This is a genomic window from Williamsia sp. R60, assembly GCF_054063855.1.
In genome coordinates, this window is sequence record NZ_JBSSGR010000002.1 from 1,279,367 (window position 1) to 1,298,703 (window position 19,337).

17 protein-coding genes and 1 pseudogene are annotated in these 19,337 nt (G+C 64.7%); 6 read left to right on the top strand and 12 right to left on the bottom strand.

Annotated elements, in window-relative coordinates:
• Positions 1 to 6: 6 nt before the first annotated feature.
• The 3 genes from ACVWY6_RS12860 to ACVWY6_RS12870 all read right to left on the bottom strand — a co-directional run bounded on the left by ACVWY6_RS12860 (position 7) and on the right by ACVWY6_RS12870 (position 2,977).
• A complete protein-coding gene (locus ACVWY6_RS12860; protein WP_062800064.1) occupies positions 7 to 1,014 on the bottom strand; it encodes a TauD/TfdA dioxygenase family protein in 1,008 nt (335 codons plus the stop codon).
• 128 nt (positions 1,015 to 1,142) lie between these two features.
• A complete protein-coding gene (locus ACVWY6_RS12865) occupies positions 1,143 to 2,516 on the bottom strand; it encodes an aspartate aminotransferase family protein (protein WP_457538417.1) in 1,374 nt (457 codons plus the stop codon).
• On the bottom strand, positions 2,513 to 2,977 hold the full coding sequence (locus ACVWY6_RS12870; RefSeq protein ID WP_023962114.1) for an Lrp/AsnC family transcriptional regulator: 465 nt from the start codon (positions 2,975 to 2,977) through the stop codon (positions 2,513 to 2,515). Before ACVWY6_RS12870 ends, ACVWY6_RS12865 begins: the two co-directional genes overlap by 4 nt.
• 189 nt (positions 2,978 to 3,166) lie before the next feature.
• On the opposite strand from ACVWY6_RS12870, the gene ACVWY6_RS12875 reads away from it, so the two are divergent.
• Together ACVWY6_RS12875 and ACVWY6_RS12880 are read left to right on the top strand one after the other, a co-directional pair.
• On the top strand, positions 3,167 to 4,657 hold the full coding sequence (locus ACVWY6_RS12875) for a gamma-aminobutyraldehyde dehydrogenase (RefSeq protein ID WP_457538419.1): 1,491 nt from the start codon (positions 3,167 to 3,169) through the stop codon (positions 4,655 to 4,657).
• On the top strand, positions 4,624 to 6,081 hold the full coding sequence (locus ACVWY6_RS12880; RefSeq protein WP_457538421.1) for an NAD(P)/FAD-dependent oxidoreductase: 1,458 nt from the start codon (positions 4,624 to 4,626) through the stop codon (positions 6,079 to 6,081). Before ACVWY6_RS12875 ends, ACVWY6_RS12880 begins: the two co-directional genes overlap by 34 nt.
• 84 nt (positions 6,082 to 6,165) lie before the next feature.
• On the opposite strand, the gene ACVWY6_RS12885 is transcribed toward ACVWY6_RS12880, so the two are convergent.
• Positions 6,166 to 7,032, bottom strand: a complete 867-nt coding sequence (locus ACVWY6_RS12885) for a universal stress protein (RefSeq protein ID WP_023962120.1) — start codon at positions 7,030 to 7,032, stop codon at positions 6,166 to 6,168.
• 78 nt (positions 7,033 to 7,110) lie between these two features.
• Positions 7,111 to 8,619 (bottom strand): APC family permease, encoded by a 1,509-nt coding sequence (locus ACVWY6_RS12890; RefSeq protein ID WP_116915783.1) that lies wholly within the window; start codon positions 8,617 to 8,619, stop codon positions 7,111 to 7,113.
• A gap of 233 nt (positions 8,620 to 8,852) precedes the next feature.
• Between ACVWY6_RS12890 and ACVWY6_RS12895 the strand changes: the two genes are divergently transcribed.
• Entirely contained in the window at positions 8,853 to 9,770 is a 918-nt protein-coding gene (locus ACVWY6_RS12895) for an HpcH/HpaI aldolase/citrate lyase family protein (protein ID WP_062800291.1), read from the top strand.
• Positions 9,771 to 9,842: 72 nt separating this feature from the next.
• Here ACVWY6_RS12895 and ACVWY6_RS12900 read toward each other — a convergent pair whose 3' ends face one another.
• The 4 genes from ACVWY6_RS12900 to sdhC all read right to left on the bottom strand — a co-directional run bounded on the left by ACVWY6_RS12900 (position 9,843) and on the right by sdhC (position 13,349).
• The gene (locus tag ACVWY6_RS12900; RefSeq protein WP_023962124.1) at positions 9,843 to 10,634 is read right to left on the bottom strand and encodes a succinate dehydrogenase iron-sulfur subunit; all 792 of its coding nucleotides are present in this window, start codon (positions 10,632 to 10,634) and stop codon (positions 9,843 to 9,845) included.
• Positions 10,634 to 12,388 carry a succinate dehydrogenase flavoprotein subunit gene (sdhA, locus tag ACVWY6_RS12905; RefSeq protein WP_023962126.1) on the bottom strand — a complete coding sequence of 585 codons (1,755 nt, stop codon included), beginning with the start codon at positions 12,386 to 12,388 and terminating at the stop codon, positions 10,634 to 10,636. Before sdhA ends, ACVWY6_RS12900 begins: the two co-directional genes overlap by 1 nt.
• An 88-nt stretch (positions 12,389 to 12,476) precedes the next feature.
• Positions 12,477 to 12,932, bottom strand: coding sequence for a succinate dehydrogenase hydrophobic membrane anchor subunit (locus ACVWY6_RS12910; protein WP_023962128.1), 456 nt, complete (start codon positions 12,930 to 12,932; stop codon positions 12,477 to 12,479).
• 12 nt (positions 12,933 to 12,944) lie between these two features.
• A complete protein-coding gene (gene sdhC / locus ACVWY6_RS12915; protein WP_038254497.1) occupies positions 12,945 to 13,349 on the bottom strand; it encodes a succinate dehydrogenase, cytochrome b556 subunit in 405 nt (134 codons plus the stop codon).
• Positions 13,350 to 13,572: 223 nt separating this feature from the next.
• Between sdhC and ACVWY6_RS12920 the strand changes: the two are divergent.
• From ACVWY6_RS12920 to ACVWY6_RS12930, 3 genes and pseudogenes are all read left to right on the top strand, one after another.
• Positions 13,573 to 13,974: pseudogene (locus tag ACVWY6_RS12920) on the top strand (cytidine deaminase); the annotation flags it as partial.
• Positions 13,975 to 14,008: 34 nt separating this feature from the next.
• Complete coding sequence (locus ACVWY6_RS12925) at positions 14,009 to 15,346, top strand: thymidine phosphorylase (protein ID WP_457538618.1); 1,338 nt, start codon at positions 14,009 to 14,011, stop codon at positions 15,344 to 15,346.
• The gene (locus ACVWY6_RS12930; protein ID WP_317713025.1) at positions 15,343 to 16,458 is read left to right on the top strand and encodes an adenosine deaminase; all 1,116 of its coding nucleotides are present in this window, start codon (positions 15,343 to 15,345) and stop codon (positions 16,456 to 16,458) included. Before ACVWY6_RS12925 ends, ACVWY6_RS12930 begins: the two co-directional genes overlap by 4 nt.
• A 115-nt stretch (positions 16,459 to 16,573) precedes the next feature.
• Here ACVWY6_RS12930 and ACVWY6_RS12935 read toward each other — a convergent pair whose 3' ends face one another.
• From ACVWY6_RS12935 to ACVWY6_RS12945, 3 genes are all read right to left on the bottom strand, one after another.
• Entirely contained in the window at positions 16,574 to 17,860 is a 1,287-nt protein-coding gene (locus tag ACVWY6_RS12935) for a primosomal protein (RefSeq protein WP_457538425.1), read from the bottom strand.
• 92 nt (positions 17,861 to 17,952) lie between these two features.
• The gene (locus ACVWY6_RS12940; protein WP_457538426.1) at positions 17,953 to 19,020 is read right to left on the bottom strand and encodes a C40 family peptidase; all 1,068 of its coding nucleotides are present in this window, start codon (positions 19,018 to 19,020) and stop codon (positions 17,953 to 17,955) included.
• Positions 19,020 to 19,322 (bottom strand): type VII secretion target, encoded by a 303-nt coding sequence (locus ACVWY6_RS12945; RefSeq protein WP_457538428.1) that lies wholly within the window; start codon positions 19,320 to 19,322, stop codon positions 19,020 to 19,022. Before ACVWY6_RS12945 ends, ACVWY6_RS12940 begins: the two co-directional genes overlap by 1 nt.
• Between the last annotated feature and the right edge of the window lie 15 nt (positions 19,323 to 19,337).

Below are 19,337 nucleotides of genomic sequence, written 5' to 3' on the forward strand. Positions count from 1 at the left end.
CCAGGATTAATTCGCCGGAAGATCTGCGTACCCGCGAATACTCGCATTGCTGGCCGGTTCCCAGCCGATCAGCGGGCTGGGGGTTTCGACAACGGAGTAATCCGAGGCATCACCGGTGATGATCGTCGACCGATCGCGGTGCACTCCCACCGGGATGTCCCCGGCAAGGGTGACCCGGTTGACCCGACGGTATTGATCACCGAAGTCAGCGACGCCGTAATGCTGCGTGGACCGATTGTCCCAGATGGCAACATCGCCTTCATTCCAATTCCACCGGAATGTATTGTCGGGCCGTTCGATTCTGGCCTGAAAGAGTCTGAGTAGGTCTGCTGTTTCCGAAGTTTTGAACCCGGTGAATGACTGGACGAAGTGCCCGAGCGTGAGTGCGCGCTCCCCGGTCTCGGGATGAACGCGAACCACGGGGTGCTCTGTTCGGTAGATGGTCTTCCCGAACTCTGCTCGGTACTCGGGATCGGAACTGTCGCCGACCGTGAGGTGTTCGGCGTAGTCGTAGTCGTTCGAGTGCACAGCCCGCAACCGGTCGGCAAGCGCGCGCAACGGAACGGGGAGTGCAGCGTAGGCGGCGACGGTCGATGCCCACATCGTCGCGCCGCCGTAGCTCGGTCGCTGGATGGAACGCAGGACCGAGATCTTCGGGATTCGGTCGACGAATGTCACATCGGTGTGCCAGGAGTTCGCGGCCCCTTCGAGCGGCAGGAGGTCCTCACCGCGGGACAGCACGGTGGGGTGCGCCTTGGTGGGGCTGCCCAGGACGGATGCGAATGCGTACTGCGCGTCGTCGTCGAGGTGGTGCTGGCCGGTGAAGATCACGGCCTTGTGAGTGGCGATCACCGAGCGGATGGCCTCGATGGTGGCCGCATCGAGGTCTGCCGACAACCGCACGCCGTCAACCCGTGCGCCGAGGTGCTCGCCGAGTTTGGTCACCGACAGGGCAGTGCGCGGGACCGCGATGGAACTGACGGTGGTGGAACGCGATTCGGCGATGGCAGTCATATCGTCGAGTCTGTCCGAGCATGCCGCCGCGGGACAGGGTTCGGCTCAGGCTGAGTGAAAGTCGGGGCTCGGCGACCGCCGCCGAAGCCTGGTCCGGGAGGGGTCACCGGACCAGGCCTCGGCGCAGGTCAGATCTTGCTGTACGCCTCGGTCAGAACCGAACGCAGGATCTGCTCGATCTCGTCGAATTCGGCCTGTCCGCAGATCAGCGGTGGCGCGAGTTGGACAACCGGGTCGCCGCGATCGTCGGCCCGGCAGTAGAGGCCCGCGTCGAACAGTGCCGTGGAGAGGAAGCCGCGCAGGACGCGTTCGGACTCGTCGGGAGTGAACGTTTCCTTGGTCGTCTTGTCCTTGACCAATTCGATCCCGTAGAAGTAGCCCTCGCCACGTACATCCCCGACGATGGGCAGATCGTTCAGCCGTTCCAGGGTCGAGCGGAACGCCGGCGCGAGGTCCCTCACCCTGTCGTTGAGGCCTTCGCGCTCGAAGATGTCGAGGTTCGCCAACGCAACGGCGGCCGAAACAGGATGTCCGCCAAAGGTGTATCCGTGAGCGAACGAGGTCGAGTTGTCGTTGAAGGGTTCGAACAACCGATCCGAGGCGATCATCGCGCCGATCGGGGAGTAGCCCGACGTCATCCCTTTGGCGCACGTGATCATGTCGGGGATGTAGTCGAAGTCGCTGCAGGCGAACATGGAACCGATCCGCCCGAAGGCACAGATCACCTCGTCCGACACCAGCAAAACGTCGTACTCGTCGCAGATCTCGCGGACCCGCTGGAAATAGCCGGGTGGGGGCGGAAAACAGCCGCCGGCGTTCTGTACCGGCTCCAGGAAGACCGCCGCGACGGTGTCGGGGCCCTCGAACTCGATGGCTTCGGCGATCCGGTCGGCCGCCCACCTGCCGAACGCCTTCGGGTCGTCGCCGTGCTCGGTCGCGCGGTAGATGTTGGTGTTGGGCACGCGGAACGCACCGGGTGTCAAAGGCTCGAAGGCCTCTTTGAGTGCCGGGATGCCGGTGATCGCGAGCGCTCCCTGCGGTGTGCCGTGGTAGGCGATCGCCCGCGAGATCACCTTGTGCTTTCCGGGTTTGCCCTTGAGCTTGAAGTATTGCTTGGCCAGCTTCCATGCACTCTCGACGGCCTCGCCGCCGCCGGTGGTGAAGAACACCCGGTTCAGGTCGCCGGGGGCGTATCCCGCGAGGCGCTCGGCCAGTTCGATCGCTGGTGGCGTGGCGTACGACCACAAGGGGAAGAAGGCCAGTTCCTTTGCCTGTCTGGCGGCGGCGTCGGCGAGCTCGTCACGTCCGTGCCCGGCCTGCACCACGAACAGGCCCGAGAGGCCGTCGAGGTAGCTTTGCCCGCGATCATCGAAGATCCGCGCCCCTTCGCCGCGGGTGATCACGGGAGGGATGGTCTGGTCGCCGTGCCGGGAGAAATGTCCCCACAGGTGGCGTGCCGAGCGGGTGCCCAGGCTTGTTGTCTCGGTGTCGACAGCGGTCATCGCGTACCCCAATTGTATTGTTGTTTAACCAATTTCAGGTAGACCAGGGTCTCGGTCCCGGTCACACCAGGCTGCGATCGGACCTTCTTGTTCAGTACGTCCAGCAGATGCTCGTCGTCCTCGCACACCACTTCGATGACGATGTCGAAGGAGCCGGCCGTAAGCACGACGTAATCGATCTCCTCGATGGTTGCCAGTGCATCAGCCAACTCGGCAGTGTCTCCGGTGCAACGGATCCCGATCATCGCCTGGCGGGCGAATCCCACCTGCATGGGATCGGTGACCGCCACGATCTGCAATACCCCGGCATCGCTGAGTCGCTGAACCCGGTTGCGCACCGCAGCCTCCGACAGTCCCACCGCCTTGCCGACCGAGGCATAGGAACGTCGGCCATCGGCCTGCAGCTCCTCGATGATCTGCTTGGAGATGTCGTCTAGGGCTATCGGTTGCTGATCGGTCATGGTCCCGATTCTTCTCGATGCGCATCCTGGTTCGATCTTCGCATTGCCATGGTTACGGATTTCGTAGCCGACTGCAACAACAACGGGCGAATTGGTCGTTCAAAAGGCAATACGGTCGCGGAATTCGCAATCGGTCAGTAAGGTGGCAGGCACCGCTGACCAATCGACCACGCATGTGCGAGGACCTTCATGACCAAGACATCGTCGTTTGCCGCCAGCTGGGTGGGTGGTGCCGAGCTCGTCGGCGCAGGGCCCACGCACAACGTCATCGATCCGGCCACCGGTAAGGCTGTCGCCTGCACGTCCCTCGCCACGGCGCAGGACGTGGACACCGCGGTGGACGTCGCGCGAGATGCGCTGCGGGACTGGGCGTCCGCGACACCGGCGCATCGTGGTGCGGTGCTGGCCGAGCTCGCATCCGCCATGTCGGCCGCCGGCGACGCCCTCGCGGCCGAAGAGGTCAGTCACACCGGAAAGCCCATTCGGCTCGCCACCGAGTTCGACGTGCCCGGATGTGTCGACAACACCACCTTCTTTGCGGGTCTGGCCCGCAACCTGGAAGGGAAGGCGACGGCGGAGTACTCCGGTGAGCACACCTCATCCATCCGGCGCGAACCCGTCGGTGTGGTCGGGTCCATCACGCCGTGGAACTATCCGTTGCAGATGGCGGTCTGGAAAGTCATGCCTGCATTGGCCGCCGGATGCACCGTGGTCCTCAAGCCCGCCGAACTCACGCCCCTGACCACGTTGACGTTGGCCCGTCTGGCCTCGGAGGCCGGACTGCCCGACGGGGTGTTCAACGTGTTGACCGGTACCGGCGCGGAGGTGGGTGCCGCCATCGCCGGACATGCCGGCGTCGACGTGGTCACCTTCACCGGATCGACCGGGGTCGGCCGTCAGGTGATGGCGCAGGCAGCGGTTCACGGCACCCGGGTGCAATTGGAACTAGGGGGCAAGGCCCCGCTGGTGGTGTTCGACGACGCCGACCTAGAGGCAGCCATCCACGGCGCGGTCGCCGGGGCGTTGATCAACTCCGGCCAGGACTGCACTGCCGCCACGCGAGCCATCGTGGCTCGACCCCTATACGACGACTTCGTGGCCGGTGTGGCCGAGTTGATGTCCGCCGTGAGGATGGGTGATCCCACCGATCCGGCGACCGATATGGGCCCGCTCATCTCGGCTGTCCATCGCGACAAGGTGTCGGCGATGGTGGATCGCGCCCGCGACGGTGGCATCAGGGTGGTCACCGGCGGCACCGTTCCAGAGGGCCCAGGGGCCTTCTATCCGCCGACCCTGCTCGCCGACGTACCCGAGGATGCCGAGGTGTACCGAGACGAGGTCTTCGGACCCGTACTGACCGTCAGCGCTTTCGACGACGATGACGATGCACTGCGCCGCGCCAACGACACCGTGTACGGATTGGCCGCATCGGCATGGACCCGTGATCTGTACCGCGCTCAGCGTGCCTCCCGCGAGATCCGGGCCGGGTGCGTCTGGATCAACGACCACATTCCGATCATCAGCGAGATGCCGCACGGCGGAGTCGGTGCGTCCGGATTCGGCAAGGACATGTCCACCTACTCGCTGGACGAGTACCTCACCATCAAACACGTGATGAGCGACATCACAGGAGTATCGCAAAAGCCATGGCACCGAACAATTTTCACCCTGCCGCAGTAGAGAAGTCCGCGGCGTGGGCATCCTCGCCCACCGCCCGCGGAACGGCCGTGGTCGCCGAGGCGGCGCCGGCGCCCTTCTGGCTCGACCGGCCCGAACGCCCGATTGCCCGGGGGCGGCTGACAGGATCGGCCACTGCAGACCTGGTGATCGTCGGCGGTGGGTTCACCGGTCTGTGGGCAGCGGTGCAGGCGGCTGAGGCAGATCCTGCGCGGTCAGTCATCCTGCTCGAGGGCGCGCGGATCGCCGAAGGAGCGTCTGGACGCAACGGCGGGTTCTGTTCGGCCAGTCTGACCCACGGCCTGGTGAACGGACTGGACCGCTACGCCGATGAGTTGCCCGAGCTGCTCCGAATGGGTGTGGAGACACTCGATGAGATCGAGGCGGCGATGCGGCGCCTTGGCATCGACGCCGACGCAGAGCGCAACGGTGAGCTCGACATCGCCAATTTCCAGTGGCAGGTGGACGACCTGAAAGAGGTTGCGCGCCAGGGTCGAGCACTCGACCAGCCGTTGCGGTTCCTCGATGCCGACGAGCTCGCCCGCCACATATCGAGCCCGATGGCGCACGGGGCGGTGTACGACCCCGACGTGGTCCTGATCGATCCTGCGCGCCTCGCCTGGGGTCTGGCCGCGGCAGCCGAACGCCTCGGTGTCCGCGTGTACGAACACAGCGAGGTCACCGATCTCCGTTCGGTGGGTGATCGTGTGCACCTGCAGACGGGCTACGGCACGGTTGATGCCGCCAAGGTGATACTGGCGACGGCAGCATCAAAGCCGCTGCGCCGCAAGCTCGGTCATCTGATGGTGCCGGTATGGGACTACGCGATCATGACCGAACCGCTCACCGATGCGCAGCTCGCGGCCATCGGCTGGACGGGCCGTCAGGGACTTGCCGACTCGGGCAACCGTTTCCACTATTTCCGGCTCACCGCCGACAACCGCATCCTGTTCGGCGGCTGGGATGCGATCTACCACTACGGTTCGGACACCGATCCCCGGCATGCCCAGCGCCCGGCGGAATTCGCCCTGTTGGCCGAACATCTGTTGCAGGTGTTCCCGCAGCTGGAAGGGATCAAGGCCAGCCACGCCTGGGGAGGTGTGATCGACACCTGCTCGCGGTTCAGCAACTTCTGGGATGTGAGTATGGGCGGCAAGGTGGTGTCCGTACTCGGTTTCACCGGGCTCGGTGTCGGGGCCTCGCACTTCGGGGCGCGCACCGCGCTAGACCTCGTCGACGGCAAGGACACCGAACGAACCCGGCTGAAGATGGTGAAGAAAAAGCCGCTGCCCTTCCCGCCGGAGCCGCTGCGGTGGTTCGGGATCACCGTCACCCGCCATGAGTTCGCGCGTGCCGACCGCAATCAGGGCCGGCGGGGCCTGTGGCTCAAGACCATGGATGCGCTGGGCCTCGGCTTCGACTCCTGACCCGCCCTGCCAGCCCGAAGATGTGCCCTTTTGGCGAACAAAACAGCAGGTCGCGCCCGCCAAAACAGCACATCTTTGGGATGGTCAGGGCGTGAAATCCTTGGGTACGACGATGATCGGCGCATCGGTGTTCCTCAGGATGCGGGCCGACATGGAACCCAGGAAAGCCCGGCGTGGGGGAGCGAGCCGTCCTGATCCGATCACCACGACATCTCCCGGTCCCCAGCGCAATTCATCGAGCGCTTCCTCGACCGTGTCGCCGTCGGCGACAAGCGATTCGATGCCGACGGCTCCACCACAACTTTCTTCGGCGAGCCTGAGGTTGGCCTGCGCCGCGGCGACGTGGCGGGCGCGAACCTCGGATGAGCCGTCGTCGGTACCGGCGTAGCCGTCGTGGGAGACCAGCGACAGGAGGCGGAGATTCAATCCGCCTTCCCGCGCGAGGCCGAGGGCAAACGGGAGTGGATTGTCTTTCGATTCGGCAGTCGGCACGGCCACCGTCAGCGTGTCGATGGTGGGGATGTCGACGCGGCTGTATCCGCGGGGCGCCAGAGCGACCGGTACCGGTGAGGCGTGGGTCAGAGCCGACGAGATGGTTCCGAGGGTGTGTTTGCCCAGGATGCCGTCGCTCGTGCCGCCCACCACGATCATCGCTGCCTTGGTCTCGAGAGCGAACTCGATGAGACATTGGGGGAACGATTCGGCGACCGGGGTGTGCGTCTTCACATCGATGCCGTCTGGGATGTCCTCGACCACCTCGTCGAGCCACTGCTGTGCTTTCCGGACCAGTGCCTCTTGGTAGCTCGTCCGACCCGGTGAACCATCCGGCTCGGTTTCACGCACCACGCAGACGAGGTCGATCGCAGCCCCGGTGGCACGAGCGATGGCGATGGCGAGATTCACCCCGTCATCACCGGTGTCGGTGTAGAGGTAACCCACTGTCAATCTCATGAGTGTGAACCGGCTTTCGTTACAGGCGTTGTGGTCAGGGTGTGAGCAGGCACTGCGGGTGCGGACGGCTGTCCGACCTCAGTACACATCAGGGACCTTGACTTCGGTGCGGGCATTTAGGGTCTTGCCCTTCCAGAAGTCCTTCGGCCCGAAGGCGAAGCACAGCAACATCAGTGGGATCCCGAGCACCAACATGCCCACACCCATGACGAACACACCGCCGACGCCGCCGACGGAGGTGTACCCGTAGTCGATCGAGTACATGTCGACAGCGCTCTTGATGAAGGCCCACGTCATCGCAAGGGCACCGAGAAGCGGGAAGATGCCGCGGAAGAACAGGTTCCGGACAGACGTGAACAGTGTCTTGCGGAAGTACCAGACACAGGCATACGCGGTGATCCCGTAATAGAACGCGACCGCCAGGCCCAGAGACGCCACCGAGTCGCCGAGGGTATTGGCGCTGACGAGTGACAACACGAGGTAGAACGCGAGCGCGGCCCCGCCCATGACGGCTGTGCCGAATGCCGGTGTCATGTAGCGCGGATGGATGGTCGCGAAGCGTTTGGGGATCGCCCCGTAGACGGCCATGGACAGCGTTCCGCGGGCGGTCGGCAGGATGGTGGACTGTGTGGACGACAGCGCCGATATCGACACGGTGAGCAGCAGTAGCGCCGAGAGCACGGCGCCGGCAACCGGGTCACCGAGGATGGTCAGCACGTCGTCGGCGTTCTCTTCGTTGTTCAGGCCGATGCCGGTGTCGCCGAATCCGGCAAACGACTGGATGGCGTAGGCGACCAGGACGTAGGTGCAGACCAGGATGATCGTGGTGAGGACGGCGGCCCGGCCCGGTGTTTTAGCGGAGTCCTTGGTCTCCTCGCCGACGGCCAGGCAGGCGTCCCAGCCCCAGTAGATGAAGATGCAGAGGATGACGGCTTCGGCGATCGCCGACGAACTCAGGCCACTCGGCCACAGCCAGCTGAGCTCGGGATTGATTGCCTGGGGGCCGGCCTTGTCGAGCCCGACCTTGACGAGGGCGATCACGCTGGCGGTGATGAGGACACCGAACTGAACGGTGATCAGGACGTTCTGCATCCGCTCGCTGATGACGATGCCGCGGATGCTGACCCAGGTCATCATCACGATCAGGGCGCTGCCCAGCAGCACCTTGATCCAGATGTTCTCGGCCCAGGAATCGAGGTGGAGGAACCGCAGTAGGTAGACGCCGGCGACCTCGGCCACGTTGGCGAGCACGATGATCGCCGACACCGCCAGGCCCCAGCCACCGATCCAGCCGACCCAGGGCCCGAACGCCTTGGTGCCCCATGTGAACGTGGTGCCGCAGTCGGGGGTGTCCTGGCCGAGCTCGCGATAGGCGAACGCGATCAGCAACATGGGGATGAATGCGAGCACGAACATGGCCGGAGCCTTTTCGTGCACTGCTGCGACAACAAAACCGAGAGTGGCGGCGAGGCTGTAGGCGGGTGCCACGGCCGACAGGCCGATGACGACGTTGCCCACCAATCCCAGTGAGCCGGCGCGCAGACCCTTGTCTGAGACGGCGGTACCGGGTGCTTCCGAAATGGCCATGGGTATCTCCGGACGGTGAGGGGATCGAACATGCTTACCGTACGGTTTCGACAGTCAAACCGCGCCACAACAACGAAATTGTTTCCAGATCAGTAACACAACGACTGATTTAGTTGATGAACCCGCCGCGGACTCGACTATTTGCGCGTCTCGCGGGCTTCCTGGTCGGCAACAACGCGCAGGCCCTTGCCCCCGTTAATCCGACGTGGATCGATAGAGGACCATTGTGTGTTGTGAACGCTCCGAAGAATGCCACCGCCATCGACCCCGACGACATCGGTTTTCGTATAGACCCGGTGCTGGCGCGCAGCTGGCTGCTGGTGAACGGTCTGCAGTACGAGAGGTTCCAGGCTGCTGTCCAGTCGCGTGCCGACATCGTCGTTCTCGACATCGAGGACGCTGTCGCCCCGAGGGACAAGGTGGCCGCTCGTGAGAACGTGGTCCGCTGGCTCGGCGACGGAAATCGCGACTGGGTACGTGTCAACGGCTTCGGTACGCAGTGGTGGGCCGACGATCTCGACGCGCTGAGCAAGGTGACAGTCGGAGGCGTGATGCTGGCCATGGTCGAGTCGGTCGACCACGTGACCGAGACCGCCAAACGACTACCGGGTGTGCCGATCGTCGCGTTGGTCGAGACCGCCCGCGGTTTGGAGCGGATCAGCGAGATCGCTTTGGCCAAGGGTACTTTCAGACTGGCCTTCGGTATCGGCGACTTCCGGCGCGACACCGGTTTCGGCGATCAGCCCGCCACACTCGCGTACGCTCGATCGCGCTTCACCATCGCCGCGAAAGCGGCCCACCTGCCGAGTGCGATCGACGGGCCCACGGTCGGGTCGTCGGCGCTCAAGCTGAGCGAGGCCACGGCCGTGAGTGCCGAGTTCGGGATGACGGGAAAGATCTGCCTGACGCCCGACCAGTGCGCTGCGGTCAACGAGGGTCTCTCACCGTCGCACGAGGAGATCGCCTGGGCGCTGGAGTTCTTCGCCGAGTTCGAACGTGACGGCGGCGAGATCCGAAACGGGTCCGATCTGCCACGCATTGCTCGCGGCACCAAGATCCTCGACCTCGCGCGTGCCTACGGCATCGAATTCAGCGAAGAATACGACGACCCCGACCACATGCCAGCCCCGTCGGACACCTACCACTACTGAACCGGCCCCGGACAGCACAATGGCCGTCACCTCGAGGTGACGGCCATCGTGTGTGTAGCGAACTTGCTCAGATCAGCGGGCAAACATCAACGCGCGCTTGACTTCCTGGATCGCCTGGGTCACCTGGATGCCGCGAGGGCAAGCGTCGGTGCAGTTGAAGGTGGTGCGGCAACGCCACACGCCGTCGACCTCGTTGAGGATGTCCAGACGCTCTGCAGCACCTTCGTCGCGGCTGTCGAAGATGAAGCGGTGAGCGTTGACGATGGCTGCGGGGCCGAAGTAGCTGCCCTCGCTCCAGTACACCGGGCAACTGGTGGTGCAGCATGCACACAGAATGCACTTGGTGGTGTCGTCGAACCGGGCGCGATCGGTCTGGCTCTGGATGCGCTCACGGGTCGGCTCGTTGCCGCTGGTCATCAGGAACGGCTTCACGGCGCGGAACGCGTCGAAGAACGGCTCCATGTCGACCACCAGGTCCTTTTCCACCGGTAGGCCGCGAATCGGCTCCACCGTGATGGTGATCTCCTTGGACTTGTCCTTGGGGAGCATGTCCTTCATCAGCAGCTTGCAGGCCAGCCGGTTCACGCCGTTGATCCGCATGGCGTCCGAACCGCAGACGCCGTGAGCGCACGAGCGGCGGAACGTCAGGGTGCCGTCGAGGTAGCCCTTCACGTACAGGAGCAGGTTGAGCAGGCGGTCGGTCTGCAGAGCAGGCACGCGGAAGCTCTCGAAGCCCTGTGCGTCCGGATCTTCCGGGTTGAACCGGCGGATCTTCAGGGTGACCATGGTCGCCTCATCGGGGACCGGGGGGAGTGCGGGGCCGTCGGGTGCTTCGCCGGCGGCGACATCAGTGGTTACGGTCATCAGTACTTCCGCTCCATCGGCTCGTAACGGGTCTGGACCACTGGCTTGTAGTCCAACTCGATGTCGGAGAGAAGGGTGTCGCCCTTCTTGTACGCCATCGTGTGCCGCATGTAGTTGGTGTCGTCACGATCGGGGTAGTCCTCGCGGGCGTGACCGCCGCGCGATTCCTTCCGGTTCAGCGCGCCCACGACGGTGACCTCGGCCATCTCCAGGAGGAAGCCGAGTTCGATCGCCTCGAGCAGGTCGCTGTTGAAGCGCTTGCCCTTGTCGTGAACACGAATGTGGTTGTAGCGCTCCTTGAATCCGTGGATGTCGGTGAGCGCCTGCTTCAGCGTCTCTTCGGTACGGAACACCGAGGCGTTCGCGTCCATCGAGGCCTGCAGTTCGGTACGGATGTCGGCAACCCGCTCGTGTCCGTGCTCGGAGAGAATGGTCTCGAGCCAGCCGTCGACCATCTTGGTCGGCTCCTCGGGCATCTCGTGGAACTCGGTGTTCTGCGCGTACTCGGCCGCAGCGATGCCGGCGCGACGACCGAAGACGTTGATGTCGAGCAGCGAGTTCGTACCGAGGCGGTTCGCACCGTGGACCGAGACGCACGCGCACTCGCCGGCGGCGTACAGCCCGTGCACGACCTCGTCGTTGTTCGCTAGCACCTCGCCGTTGATCTTGGTGGGGATGCCGCCCATGACGTAGTGACAGGTGGGGAACACGGGGACGTACTCGGTGACCGGATCGACGCCGAGATACGTGCGGGCGAACTCGGTGATGTCGGGCAGTTTCTCGTTGAGGACTTCCTCGCCGAGGTGGGTCACGTCGATGTAGACGTAATCCTTGTTCGGTCCGGCGCCGCGGCCTTCGAGAACCTCCAGAACCATGGAGCGGGCGACGATGTCGCGGGGAGCGAGGTCCTTGATGGTGGGGGCGTAGCGCTCCATGAACCGCTCACCGTCCACGTTGCGGAGGATGCCGCCCTCTCCGCGTACGGCCTCGGAGATCAGGATGCCCAGCCCGGCGAGACCTGTCGGGTGGAACTGGTGGAACTCCATGTCTTCCAGCGGCAGACCCTTGCGGAAGACGATGCCCATGCCGTCACCGGTGAGGGTGTGCGCATTGGACGTGGTCTTGTACATACGTCCCGAGCCGCCGGTCGCGAAGACGATCGACTTCGCGTGGAAGACGTGGATCTCGCCGGTGGCCAGCTCGTAGGCGACCACACCGGTGGCAACCTTCTCGCCCTTGTCGTTCTCGGTGAGGCAGATGTCGAGCGCGTAGAACTCGTTGAAGAACTCGACGTCCTGCTTGACGCAGTTCTGGTACAGCGTCTGCAAGATCATGTGGCCGGTGCGGTCGGCCGCGTAGCAGGCCCGGCGGACCGGGCTCTTGCCGTGGTCGCGGGTGTGCCCACCGAATCGACGCTGGTCGATCTTGCCCTCGGGGGTCCGGTTGAACGGCAGACCCATCTTCTCGAGGTCGAGCACGGCGTCGATGGCCTCTTTCGCCATGATCTCGACCGCGTCCTGGTCGGCGAGGTAGTCGCCGCCCTTGACGGTGTCGAACGTGTGCCACTCCCAGTTGTCTTCCTCGACGTTGGCGAGCGCGGCGCACATGCCACCCTGGGCCGCGCCGGTATGGCTACGGGTGGGGTAGAGCTTGGTCAGCACGGCTGTTCGGGCGCGCGGCGCGGCTTCGATGGCCGCGCGCATTCCGGCGCCGCCGGCGCCGACGATCACCACGTCGTAACGGTGTTCCTGCATCTATGGCTTCTCTCTCATCAGTGTCACCGGATGCGGCCGGTGGGTGCTCGCCGGAGGCATGCGGTCGTGGCCGAAAGGCGGATCGGGGTCAGCCCACGCTTGTGATGTCAAAGGTGAGCAGGGCGTACGTGCCCGTGAGCAGCACCAGGATCATCGACAGCACCAGCAGGACGTTCAGCCAGAAACGTGTCGAGTCTTTACGCGAGTAGTCCGCGATCACCGTGCGGACACCGTTGCCACCGTGTAGCTGGGCCAGCCACAGCATCGAGATGTCCCAGACCTGCCAGAACGGTTCTTTCCAACGCGCCGCGACGAACGAGGCGTCGATCCGGTGAACACCGTCGTCCCAGGCCAGCATGATGAACATGTGGCCGATGGTCAGGATGATCAGCGCGAGACCGGAGAAACGCATGAAGAGCCATGCGTTCTTCTCGAAGTTGCCGCCCTTGGGGCGGCGCGGTGAGCGCGGGTTGTCCAGACTGGCCGGCCGGTCGTGGTCGGTGCCGTACGTCTTGGCTATCCGGGGGGTTTGTGATGTGGTCATCGTCCGGCCTCCCTAGATGTGTTCCACGATGAGCTGCAGCAACCGGACCGTCGCCGCGCCGAACAGGATGACGAACAAGCCCAAGATGATCCACAGCATCTGACGCTGGTACTTGGGACCCTTCGACCAGAAGTCGATGAGGATGATGCGAACACCGTTGAGAGCGTGGTAGAGCACACACGCCACGAGGCCGATTTCCATCAGGCCGACGATCGGGTTCTTGTACGTCTCGATGATCTCGGAGTACTTGTCGGGGTCGATCCGGATCACTGCCGTATCGAGCACGTGTACAAAGAGGAAAAAGAAGATCGAGACACCGGTGATCCGGTGCAGCACCCAGGACCACATGCCTGGGTCACCCCGATACAGGGAACGTTTGCGCACCGGGGCGGGCGCGGTCTCTGTAGGAATGCTCATCGAGAAATTGGCCTCCAACATCGTTGGTGGACGCGTCGAGCGCGGTTCCGGCAGCTCGATCGTGGACCCACAAAACAAACCTTAAACCTAAGCTGAACGAGGGTGGAATCCTCCCCGAGTCGACAAGAGCCCCAAGGCATCTCGAATTAGGGTTGCCTTACCATTCTTCACATCTCAGGCGCGGATGCGTCCGCGCTGTCCGTCGCGAGCGAAAGGCTGCGAAATGTCGGCCAGTATCGATTGGAATCTATTGCGGGACAGAGCAATAGAGGTAATGAAGGGTGCCTACGTCCCCTACTCGCGGTACCCGGTGGGCGCGGCCGCCTTAGTCGACGACGGGCGAATTGTTACCGGTTGCAATGTGGAAAATGTCTCATATGGTTTGGGGCTTTGCGCCGAGTGCACGCTGGCCGGAAACCTCCACGTTTCCGGTGGTGGGCGCCTCGTGGCGCTCAGTTGCACCGACAGCCGGGGCCAGATCCTGATGCCTTGTGGGCGCTGTCGACAAGTGTTGCTCGAACACGGCGGGGACACGATGCTGATCGATCACCGCGACGGGCCCAAGCCGTTGGGCGTTCTGCTGCCGGACTCGTTCGGGCCCGCCGATCTCGAGGCCGGCCGAGTGGTCGATGGCGGAGTGGTTGATGGCGGAGTGGCCGATGGCGCTGACGGGAACAAGGAGGTCGGTGGTGCCTGAGATCCATGACGCGGTCACGGTGATCGCCACCAAACGAGACGGTCACGCATTGACCGACGGACAGATCGACTGGGTGATCGATGCGTTCACCCACGGGTCGGTGCACGCGGAGCAGATGTCGGCGCTCGCGATGGCGATTCTGTTGCGCGGCATGAACCGCCGGGAGATCGCCCGTTGGACGGCGGCCATGATGAACTCCGGAGAACGGATGGACTTCACCCATCTCCGGCGCGACGGCAAGAAGCTGAAGACCGTCGACAAGCACTCGACAGGTGGGGTGGGGGACAAGATCACGTTGCCGCTGGCGCCGCTCGTCGCGTCCTTCGGCGTCGCGGTGCCGCAACTGTCCGGCCGCGGGCTGGGGCACACCGGTGGCACGTTGGACAAGCTCGAGGCCATCGCCGGCTGGCGAGCGGACCTGACAAACGACGAGATCGTCGCGCAGCTCGAGTCCGTCGGCGCCGTGATCTGCGCCGCGGGTGCGACTCTCGCTCCTGCCGACAAGAAGCTCTATGCACTGCGCGACGTCACGGGGACGGTCGAATCGATTCCGCTCATCGCGAGTTCGATCATGAGCAAGAAGATCGCCGAGGGAACCGGCGCGCTGGTACTGGACGTCAAGGTCGGCTCCGGCGCCTTCATGAAGTCCGAGGCCGATGCACGCGAGCTGGCCGAGATCATGGTGGAGCTGGGTAACCAAGCAGGTGTGCACACCTCGGCCCTGCTGACCTCGATGTCGGAGCCTCTGGGGCTCACGGCAGGGAACGCGCTGGAGGTCGCCGAATCCGTGGACGTACTTGCCGGTGGTGGACCGCCCGACGTCGTCGAACTCACCGTGGCGTTGGCGGCCGCCATGCTCGACGCCGCGGGGATCACCGGGGTGGATCCGGCGGACAACCTGTCGAACGGCAAGGCGATGGACGTCTGGGACGCGATGATCCGGGCCCAGGGCGGCGACCCCCGCGCGCCGCTGCCCGTGGCCGCCGAGTTTGAGGTCATCCGCGCACAGACCGCCGGAGTGGTCGAAACGATCGATGCCATGGCTGTCGGCGTGGCCGCATGGCGACTGGGTGCGGGCCGAGAACGACAGGGCGAAGCAGTCCAGGCGGAGGCCGGGGTGAAGCTGCATGTGAGTGCCGGCGACCGCGTGGCCGTGGGCGACCCGCTGTTCACCATGTACACCGGAACGCCGCAACGTTTTGCTGCCGGGTCGGCGGCACTGGCCGGGGCCGCCGTGATCGGTTCGACAGCGCCGCAAGCCCGGTCGCGGGTGATCGATCGGGTTACCGTCGACACATGACACCCGCGCCGCTGGACTTGCCGACGATCTCCCTCGCGCCGAAGGTGCTCTTGCACGACCATCTCGACGGCGGACTGCGCCCGGGAACCGTGCTGGAGTTGGCTCGCGATGTGGGGTACGAGGATCTTCCCGCTGAGGACGTCCCCGGCCTGGCGTCGTGGTTCCGCGACGCCGCCGACAGCGGATCCTTGGTGCGATACCTCGAGACGTTCACACACACCGTCGCGGTGATGCAGACGGCGGCCGCTCTGGAGCGGGTGGCCCGTGAATGCGCCGAAGACCTCGCCGACGACGGGGTGGTGTACGCGGAGGTCCGCTTCGCCCCCGAGCAGCATCTGGAAGCCGGCCTGACCCTCGACGAGGTTGTCGAGGCCGTCCTGCGAGGATTCGCCGACGGCACCGCACACGCGGCAGACCGGGGCCGGAAGATCCAGGTGCGCACTTTGGTGACCGCGATGCGGCACGCCGCTCGGTCGAGGGAGATCGCCGAATTGGCAGTGCGATTCCGCCACCGCGGCGTCGCGGGCTTCGACATCGCGGGCGCCGAGGCCGGTTACCCACCGAGCAGACATCTCGATGCGTTCGAGTACATGCGGGCGAACAACGCACCCTTCACCATCCATGCCGGTGAGGCGTTCGGATTGCCGTCGATCCACGAGGCGATCAGCTTCTGCGGTGCCGATCGCCTTGGGCATGGGGTCCGGGTGATCGAGGACATCGTCCTGCCGGCCGGCACCGATCTCGCGGCAGGCGCATTCCCCGACGCCCAGCTGGGCGATGTGGCGAACTACGTGCGCGACAAGCGGATTCCGCTCGAACTGTGTCCGAGCAGCAACGTGCAGACCGGTGCCGTCGAGAGTCTGGTGACCCATCCGTTCAACGTGCTGGCCCGACTGCGGTTCCGGGTGACGGTGAACACCGACAACCGGCTGATGAGTGACACCACCATGAGCCGGGAGTGCAAGGTGCTCGTCGACCAGTTCGACTACGGCTGGGCCGACCTCGAACGGTTCACGGTGAACGCGATGAAGTCGGCGTTCATCCACTTCGACGAACGACTCGCCATCATCGACGACGTCATCAAGCCGGGGTACGCGGTGCTCATCGGCTGAACGCCCTCGAGCGGGCCTTTACTGCCGCCGATCGGGCCGATACCGCCGTCGACCGGGCCGTTATCACCGTCGAGCGGGCCTTTACCGCCGTCCAGCGGGCCGACCCGTCGGCCGGCTAACCGCGTTTCTTGTCGAGCCGGGTCTCGAACTCGTGCTCCAGCGCCCGCCACGCCTCTGACTCGTTGTCGAAGGGCGGGCTCGGGGCCAAGCGCTTCGGGTCGGGGTTGAGCGCATAGTTGACGAACCAGCCCAGCGGTGTCGTGGAACCCAGCGCTTCCGCGACCGAATCGTCGTCGGCGAAATCGGCTGCGTCGGTGAACAGTTCGACCGCCAACTCCAGCTGGCGACGGTCGATGCGGCGGGGACCGTCCGCGATGTCCTCGGTGAGGCCGGGCAGCACGTAGACGTTGTCCTCGTACACCTCGATCTCCAGCGAACCGTCGGTTGCGGCGACCTGGATCTCCTCGAAGGTGCTGACCACGGAGAGATCGTGTTCGTTGTCGTCGGCGAGGAATCGCTCCAGTGCCCGGTGCGAGGGGAAGGCGAAGATCTTGCCGCGCGTCCCCAAGAAGACCGGGTCGTCGTCGAGATAACAACGCAGCGTGAAGAACTCGCCGTCGGCGGTGATGATCTGAATGGGATCGATGCCGACCGACGCCCAGAAATCGTCCTCGTCGATCTCGTCGTCATCATCATCTTCATCGTCGTCGAGGTCATCGTCATCTTCGTCGGAATCTGTGTCGTCCGATTCGCCGTCGATCAACTCGATGTCTTCGTCGGGCTCGTCTTCGTCTTCGGCACTGGCGGCGGCGAGGATCTCTGCCTCGGCCACCGACACCAGGTCAGCGTCGACCTCGGGGCTGGTGATCACCTCGTCGATGGCATCGACCACGTCGTCCCAGCGCTTGTCGATGAGTGTTCCGATGCGCCCCCACAGTTCTTCACCGTCACGGCCCTGGAAGTTGCGGGTGCCGGTGGTGACGGCACCGAGGATCGGGTTGCCGTTGAAGAACTTGGTGATCGGGGTCAGTTCGCAGACCTCGCCGATGATCCGGACGATCTCGAGTACGTCCTCGAGTTTGGCGATGACCTCGGGTGTGGGGTCTTCAGAGGCGAGCTCGGGAACGGCGATCAGATCAAAGGATTTGTCCTCGGCCGGTTCGAGTTCGTCGGCCTTGAGTCCGACAACGGTGTTCCACGCGGGGTGTTCCACGAGATCGTTGTCGTCGCCCGAACGGATGAAGGCCACCAGTTCTGCCACGGACGCGAAGCCGTACAGATCCTCGTCGAGACCGAGGAATGCCTCCCACTCATCGTCACCCTCACGCCAGCGTGGGGCCCACAGGGTGAATGCGTTGCCCTCGGTGATTCCGAGTTCGATTGGGACGATGTCTCCGGCCATGGCCACAGAGCCTAGTCACCGATCCTGAACGTCGGCTACATCGGGCATGGCCGGATCGTGACGGTGCCGGATCGCCGGTGGTGTCGCTCGAGTCATTGCGGTCGGTAGAACCCTTCGAAGGTCTGACCCATGTTGGTCGTACGCAGCGGGGACACACTGACCGGGTCACCGGCTTCCACCAGCTGGCCGTTGCCCACATACATGGCGACGTGTCCCGACCACACGGCGAGATCACCCGGCTGGAGATCGGACTGTGCGACCGCGATGCCGGCTGTGTCCTGTTCCTGGGCAAGCCTGGGCAATTCGACTCCGGCCTCCCGGTAGGCCCATTGGGTCAGACCGCTGCAGTCCAGACCCTGCCCGGGTGTGGTGCCGCCCCAGACATAGGGCACGCCCTGCTGGCTCAGTGCTGCCCGTACCGCTGTTGCGGCTCGTTCGTTCGGTGCGTAGGCCACCGACCCGTCGGGCAAGGTGATGGCGACGCCGGTGCCACCGGGGTTGGTTGCAGACAATCCGGCCGGCAGCGTCTGAGCTCCTCCGGCCGCGTCTGAAGATGTGACTGGGGCAGCAGCCTGCACCGGCCCAAACGCTGCGTCGGTGAGATTTCCGAGTTCGTCGCCGACTCGCGCAAATTGGGTGTCGACCATCGCTGAGCCCGCAGGGGTACGGCCGATGGCCATCAAGCGTTGGGTGTCGTCGGCCAATGCGGCTCGGGTCTTCTCGAGCACGGCGATGCCCCGTTGAATGTGCGTCATCGCGACCGGAATGACCGCAGCCACACCGGCGGGGGTGAAGAGTGACGGTCCCATGGCCGAGGCGATGGTGACAAAGGAGTCGAGGATCGACTGGAGTTCGACGGAGGCCAGGCGCACCTTGTCGGCTGCCGACTCGATCACTTCGGCGATGTCGGTACTGTTGTCGCAATGGTGCGCGGTGTCCCGGACCGCCTGGTCGAGTGTGGCGAGGGCCTGGGAGCCACCGGCGCCCGACCACTGTGGTGCCAGCTCGCTGTTCAATCGATGCTGCGTGGCCCTGGCGTCGTCGAGAACCGCTGCGGTGGAACGAAGTTGCGCCGCAGGAGCGCCCGCGGGCAGCACGCCGGTTCCCATCGCCGTGATCAGGGCGTTCAGCGGGGCGAGCAGGAGCTCGATGGGGATCATCAGATCGCCACGATCTGCGCCGCGCTGTTGTCGTCGGTGTCGGCGTAGGCGACCTGCGCGCCGCGCAGGCCATCACCGAGTGTCCGGACCCTGGCCGCGAGCTGTTCGATCTCGCGGCAGTGCCGGTCGGTGATCATCGCGGCCGCGGCCGCGAACTCGGCTCCGATGATGCCGAACACCGGAGCGAGCAGTGCCGCGTCGGCGCGGCCGGCCAAGGCCTGGGTGGCGATGTCCTCGCCGACGGCGCGGGTGCCGAGCGAAGCGGTTCGGAGGGCGGCGGGATCAACGGAGACCTGACTCATGGGCATTCGACGCGA